This window comes from Chloroflexus sp., assembly GCF_056331925.1.
This window is the reverse complement of sequence record NZ_JBWGQH010000025.1, coordinates 46,265-52,509: the sequence shown is the minus strand read 5'-3', so window position 1 is coordinate 52,509 and position 6,245 is coordinate 46,265. Positions and strand designations below refer to the sequence as shown.

Below are 6,245 nucleotides of genomic sequence, written 5' to 3'. Positions count from 1 at the left end.
GATACCTGTGCGTGCGCAGCCGTTGCGTCCGTTGCGCTCTCTGCGCCTTTGCGTTACGGTGTTGGGGTGAGCAGCGATTGACACTTCGTGAAAGATTCCACCCACAACAGGGGGGAATTTACCAAAACTTTACACAAAACTTAACCTGCGCTGAAAAAATCCTGTTACAATCAGCTCACCGCGATATAAGATGCATAACCGGCATACGCCGTTAGCTTGTCGTAAGTTCTGATGTCGACCTCGTTTGCGGCATGGCTCACCCCGTTCGTGAGTACCGACAAGCAAAGAATGGCGGTTGTCGCATGCATCACGCAAAAGTGTCGGCAGTGTAGCATGTACGTAAGGAGGTCCTATGTCGGATCTATCTAAGCTCCCAGCAGCGGAGCGCAACCGGCGGTACTGGCAAGAGAATCTACGCCTCATCACGACTTTGATCGTGATTTGGTTCGTCGTTTCGTATGTGCCGGTACTGTTCGTAGAAGCACTCAACAACATTGTGATTGCCGGTTTTCCTCTTGGGTACTACATGGGCAGTCAGGGGTCATTGATCGTCTTCGTCGTTGAAATTTTCTACTATGCTTACGCGATGAACAAGTTGGACGCCAAGTACGGTTTAAGTGATCGTGACCGCTAGTCTGTTAATGAATCAGAGGAGAGATACAAATGGCGACTTCAGCTCAGAGCCAGAGCGTCTTCCGTAACCGGATGGCGCGCTACTACGGCTACTTCACCATTGGCTTTATTGGCATAAGCTTGTTGATGCTCTTGCTAGAGGTGTTTGCCGGCCTGCCGACCCAAATCATTAGCTGGGTCTTCCTGTTGCTGACGATGGCGCTCTACGCGACCATCGGCATTTTGTCGCGTACCAAGGTGCTGGATGAGTATTATGTGGCCGGGCGCAACGTACCGGCGGTGTTTAACGGTATGGCTACCGGTGCCGACTGGATGAGCGCGGCGTCGTTCATCTCGATGGCCGGTACGCTCTGGCTGCTTGGCTACGATGGTCTGGCCTATATTATGGGTTGGACGGGCGGTTACGTTTTGCTGGCGCTGCTCTTTGCGCCGTACCTGCGCAAGTTCGGCCAGTACACCATTCCCGACTTCGTCGGCGCGCGCTTTGGCGGCAATACCGCCCGCGTGGTGGCGGCGATCTGCGCGATTATCGTTTCGCTGACATATGTGACTGCACAAGTGGTGGGTGTTGGCCTCATTATGCAGCGCTTCGTCGGCGTTGATTACACCATCGGTGTTATCCTCGGTCTGTCGGGTGTGCTGGTCTGTTCGTTCCTTGGCGGTATGAAGGCCGTGACGTGGACGCAGGTGGCGCAGTACATCATTTTAATTATTGCGTATCTGATCCCAGTGACGGCGCTGTCAATCCAGCTCACGGGCTTTCCGCTGCCGCAACTGAGCTATGGTCAGGCGTTGCAGCGCATCCAAGTGCTCGAGCAGGAGCAGGGTCTGGCGAAAACCACCGAATCACCGGTAGTGAAAGGAAAGTTCGTTACCAGTGGCTATATTCCGCCATTCAATGAAGGTCTGAGCAATGCTGCTGCCGTTGATGCGGTGAAACAGCTTAATACGCAGTTTGGTTTGAATCTCACTCCCCCGGCTCTGCAAACCATCCCCGATGCTAAGAAGCCGGAATTGGGTGACTGGCGTGGTACGCCGTGGAACTTCCTTGCTCTGATGGCCTGTCTGATGCTGGGGACTGCCGGTCTGCCGCATATTCTCATCCGCTTCTACACCGTACCGAGTGTGCGTGAGAGCCGCCTGAGCGTCGGTTGGTCGCTCTTCTTCATCTTCTTGCTCTACTTCACTGCTCCGGCGTATGCGGCTTTCTCGCGTTGGCAGATCCTTGAAAATGTGGTCGGGAAGCAGATCAGTGAGCTACCCGCATGGACGAAGACGTGGGCAAGCAATGGTCTGATCGTGATCCGCGATCTGAAGGCAATTGATGGGGTTGAGATTGGCAAAGAGCCGACATGGGTGAAGAACCTAATCAATGCGAAGTCGGTGGTGGTGGAAGATGCCAACGGTAACGGCAAGATCGATCTCGGGCCCTGGGAGGATATCGGTGATGGTAAGGGCCGCGCCGGTGAAATTTCAGGCACGGCAGTGACCAAGGCCCGTGTCGATGGTATCTTGCAGCTCAATGAGTTGGGTCGTACCACGGCCGATGGCATTGATGGTGACCTTGTGGTGCTGTCGACACCAGATATTGCCGGTTTGCCCTTCACAATCGGTGCATTGATCGCGGCCGGTGGTCTGGCGGCGGCGCTCAGCACCGCTGACGGTCTGCTGGTGGTGATTGCCTCGGCGATCGCGCACGACATCTACTTCCGCACGATCAACCCCAAGGCTAGCCTCAATACCCGCATTGTGCTGGGTAAGTCGATGATTGTGGTAGCCGCAGTTATTGCCGCATTGTTGGCAATACCACGTCTCGCCTTGATCGCTCAGATGGTGGCGTGGGCATTCTCGATGGCCGCCGCAACGTTCTTCCCGGTGGTGTTGCTTGGTATCTTCTGGAAGCGGGCTAACGGTCCCGGTGCGATTGCCGGTATGATCGGTGGCTTGGCTGTGACCCTCTTCTACATGTTCAATAACTATGTGAATCCAGCGTTTAATGTGCTCGGTATCTCGCACCTCGGTTCGGGCATCTTTGGTCTGCCGGTGGCGATCATTTTGATCGTCGTCGTCAGCCTCCTGACGAAGGAACCCTCGAAGGAGATCCAAGATCTGGTTGATAACTTGCGCAACCCGATCACCGACGACGAAGGGATGTCCAAGATGCTTGATAAGGTGGCGACGGCGAAGTAGTCGTGAGTGTGTTGGCTGTACGGCGCGGGATACCTTCCCGCGCCGTATCATTTTAAGCTTGGGAGAGCAGGCTGAAGCCTGATCGTCAACGAGTAATAGACTCAGTATCGCCGGTGGCACCGGATGATGGTCGGTAGGTTTTGGTCATAGTGCCATCTGGCCCCGACACCGTCGGCGCAATCGTGCTATACTGCAAAACGAGAAGGTAAAAAATGATGGCACCTCAGTTGTTGACCTACTCTGCTCTAGATTTCAGTTGTTATGCGTTATCGCTGGTTGATGATCGTATTGAGTCTTATCCTCGCCGCATGTAGCACGGAGCGTATCGTTGATCCCTCGCCAACGAACCGTGCAACACCGGCTCTCGCTGTGCCGTCGCCGACTATTGCCGCAACGCCGACGACCGGCTTGCCTACCGTAACACCAACGATGGTCGTGCCGTCGCCGACCGTTCCCACAACACAGGTTTTCGTCCCTGACATCATATCGACGCGCCGTGTACCACTACTCGGCACATTCTTTTTCTACTGGTACAACTGCCCGCAGCAGGAGTGCGACCCTAGTTTATTACGGGCCGTGCCTCCCGGTTGGCTGACACCACTGCCTAACGATCCCGATCCACGTGACGGTGCGAGCTATTCTTCGTATAACTACGACTGGTACGAACAGGAGCTGCGCACAATGGCCGCTACCGGGATCGATATCGTGTTTCCGGTGAGTTGGGGCGATCATCCGCATCCATGGTTTCGGCAAGACCGAATCAATCTCCTGGTGCAGGCTAACGGGGTATTGGAACAGCCGTTGCGCATCGGTATGTTTGTTGATACGACTGCACAACAGGGTATGTACCAAGAGTTTCTCGGTAACGGCTATCGGGTTGGACCGCAGGTGCCACGGTTGCCGCTGAGCGACCCGCGGAGCGGATACTTCTTCTACAACCTCCACATCCGTGATTTCTTTACCCGCATACCACGTGACATGTGGGCGACGATTGAGGGCCGACCGATCATTATTACCTATACGGCCCTCTGTTGCGACAATCTCGAATTGAGTGGGACGCTGTGGCGGGCCGTGAAAGAGGCGTTCTACACCGATTTCGGGGTTGAGCCGTGGTTGATCCTTGAAGAGACGTGGTTGAACTCGCAGGCGCTGGCACCACCTGACGGTTTACCGAGTAGTGCAGAGGTGGCCGATGGGGTGTATCGCTGGGGAACGGCGCTGCTTGGGCCGTATACCGCCGAGCTGCGCGGTTTTCGCGTGAGCAGTGTTGGGCCGGGGTTTGATAATTCGCGGATCCCAGGGGTTGCTGAGCCGCGCATACAGCCTCGTGATGAGCCGCCCGGTGGTGGCCCGATTGCGCCCGGCGCCTTCTTGCGGGCTAGTCTGGCGGCCATTCCACCGGATACCGATCTCGTGTTGATCGAGACGTGGAACGAATGGCCGGAGAATACGGCAGTGGCGCCGGCAGCGTATACCGACCGTGCGGGTCGTCCGTTACCGCCCGACTTCTACCTGAATATTATTCGTGAGTGGCACAAACAGTTTGAGTTACAACCGTGATGATACCCATTGTTAGACAGGTGTCTTTTCCCTCGTTGTGCAGCGGGAATACTGGTACAATAGTAAAAGATATTTGTTGGTGATAACGTCTAGAAAGACGGTGGTATGAGTTGGAGCTTTCTGACCAACCACGCGCAAGTGTTACTGTGTATTGCGCGTAACCCGCGTGTTACTGCGCACGAGATTGCGCAGATGGTTGGCATTACTGAGCGAGCAGTTCAGCGTATTTTGCATGATCTCCACACCGACGGTTATATTTCTCATGTGCGGGAAGGACGATACAACCGTTATACCATTTATTCTGATCGATCAATGCGGCATCCGGCGCAACAGGGATTGACGGTAGGTGAGTTTTTGGCAATGCTGCTCTCACGCACATCGGAGCTGGACACTAGTCTTTACAAAGGCACGTTTTAGGGTAACGTATGCTTATGGAACCTCTCATGCGTACTGGTATAGCGGTGAAGTTGCTCGTTGTTATCATCACGATTGACGACAATGGGAGCATGAGGGGCGATTGACTCAGGTTACGTGCATAGGCCGCAATCGTTGCTTCCGCTGTGCGCGGGCGACACGCAACATGGACAGTGGGGTACGTTGCATTTCGGTGCGAAGACACGGCGAAACACTCTAGGACGCACCTTGTTTGTGTGGATCGCTCCTCCCTACGGAGCTGCCGGTGTTCGGTCTGCGACTAGGAGCATAAGGCACTGAGACTCAGGGATCGAGAGTGTATGTGTCCGACGCGATACGTACCCTGATCGGAATCACACCGCAGCGCGCAATCACGAACGGTTGACAACCGTTATAACAAACAAGGGAGACAGCACCGCTGTCTCCCTTATATCGCTATCAGCTTACGTCTTTAAAGAGATCGATCAGTTCGTGAATGGTTTCGGTGCGACAGCGATCGGTATTGCTTAAGCATTGTTGGGCATAGCACTCTAACACAATACTGCCGGTACTAGCCAACGCTTGTCGGATGGCGACAATCTGATAAACAATGTCACGGCAATCACGACTAGATTCCACCATTCGCTGAACACCCCGTATTTGCCCTTCGATTCGCCGGAGCCGACGGAGAATTTCCTCGTGTCGTTCCGGCGATAGCGGGTATATACCGGTATTCTTCGGTGAGTTGTCTCTCAGTTCAATCTCAGGTGATTGTGCGCTCACGCCATCGCCAATACTTTATCAAAGACTTCGCGGTACATCGCCTCAGGACGAGCGCCGATTAGTCTGCCAACTTCCTTACCGTTTTTGAAAATGATTAGGGTTGGAATGCCTTGAATGCCGAGCTGCGAAGCGTACTGGACGTTGTCATCGGTGTTGACCTTGGCAATCGTCAACCGGCCTTCGTATTCACCGGCGAGCTTGTCAAGGATAGGGGCTATCACGCGGCACGGCCCGCACCACGGCGCCCAAAAATCGACGACGACCGGCGTGCTCGATTTCAACACTTTCTCTGCAAAGTCAGCATCATTTACGACAATTGGTTTTGCCATTGCTCAAATTCCTCCTCGATCCGATATGTGGATGGTCAAAGGGGCCGCAAATTGTGCGGGCTGGTATATACCCTCCACCGGTATACTTTACCGACTTACCGCGTGTTTGTCAAGAAAGATCGAGCAATTTGTATGGGCACAGAGATATTACCACGCCAGGTTGCCGCTCGTCGCCATATGCAGATCGAGCAATCCAGTATGTCGCGCGGAGCGAGACATCTTCCTCACGCAAGGATTTCTCGGGCGCTGGCGCGCCCTCGAAATGACAACGCGGACGGGCATCGCGAGCGTGTCACGGTTCCTGTGAACAACCTTCTGTCATTTCGAGCGTAGCGAACCTTCTGTCATTTCGAGCGC

6 protein-coding genes are annotated in these 6,245 nt (G+C 54.5%); 4 read left to right on the top strand and 2 right to left on the bottom strand.

What is annotated here, in order from left to right:
- Positions 1 to 352 precede the first annotated feature (352 nt).
- From AC01ZF_RS13300 to AC01ZF_RS13285, 4 genes are all read left to right on the top strand, one after another.
- Positions 353 to 634: a DUF4212 domain-containing protein gene (locus tag AC01ZF_RS13300; RefSeq protein WP_424676333.1), complete on the top strand. Its 282-nt coding sequence runs from the start codon at positions 353 to 355 to the stop codon at positions 632 to 634.
- 29 nt (positions 635 to 663) lie between these two features.
- On the top strand, positions 664 to 2,823 hold the full coding sequence (locus AC01ZF_RS13295; protein ID WP_476575418.1) for a sodium:solute symporter family protein: 2,160 nt from the start codon (positions 664 to 666) through the stop codon (positions 2,821 to 2,823).
- A 261-nt stretch (positions 2,824 to 3,084) separates the two neighbouring features.
- Positions 3,085 to 4,383, top strand: coding sequence for a DUF5010 domain-containing protein (locus AC01ZF_RS13290; protein ID WP_424676335.1), 1,299 nt, complete (start codon positions 3,085 to 3,087; stop codon positions 4,381 to 4,383).
- A gap of 105 nt (positions 4,384 to 4,488) precedes the next feature.
- Complete coding sequence (locus AC01ZF_RS13285; protein ID WP_424676336.1) at positions 4,489 to 4,800, top strand: helix-turn-helix transcriptional regulator; 312 nt, start codon at positions 4,489 to 4,491, stop codon at positions 4,798 to 4,800.
- Between the two features lie 435 nt (positions 4,801 to 5,235).
- On the opposite strand, the gene AC01ZF_RS13280 is transcribed toward AC01ZF_RS13285, so the two are convergent.
- Both AC01ZF_RS13280 and trxA read right to left on the bottom strand, forming a co-directional pair.
- Positions 5,236 to 5,559, bottom strand: coding sequence for a metal-sensitive transcriptional regulator (locus tag AC01ZF_RS13280; RefSeq protein ID WP_424676337.1), 324 nt, complete (start codon positions 5,557 to 5,559; stop codon positions 5,236 to 5,238).
- Positions 5,556 to 5,888, bottom strand: coding sequence for a thioredoxin (trxA, locus tag AC01ZF_RS13275; RefSeq protein ID WP_424676338.1), 333 nt, complete (start codon positions 5,886 to 5,888; stop codon positions 5,556 to 5,558). Before trxA ends, AC01ZF_RS13280 begins: the two co-directional genes overlap by 4 nt.
- Positions 5,889 to 6,245: the final 357 nt, after the last annotated feature.

What these genes read in the sequence shown, in the direction of transcription:
- AC01ZF_RS13300 (WP_424676333.1), top strand. Translation starts at nt 353, where the DNA reads ATGTCGGATCTATCTAAGCTCCCAGCAGCGGAGCGCAACCGGCGGTAC.
- AC01ZF_RS13295 (WP_476575418.1), top strand. Translation starts at nt 664, where the DNA reads ATGGCGACTTCAGCTCAGAGCCAGAGCGTCTTCCGTAACCGGATGGCG.
- AC01ZF_RS13290 (WP_424676335.1), top strand. Translation starts at nt 3,085, where the DNA reads ATGCGTTATCGCTGGTTGATGATCGTATTGAGTCTTATCCTCGCCGCA.
- AC01ZF_RS13285 (WP_424676336.1), top strand. Translation starts at nt 4,489, where the DNA reads ATGAGTTGGAGCTTTCTGACCAACCACGCGCAAGTGTTACTGTGTATT.
- trxA (WP_424676338.1), bottom strand. Translation starts at nt 5,888, where the DNA reads ATGGCAAAACCAATTGTCGTAAATGATGCTGACTTTGCAGAGAAAGTG.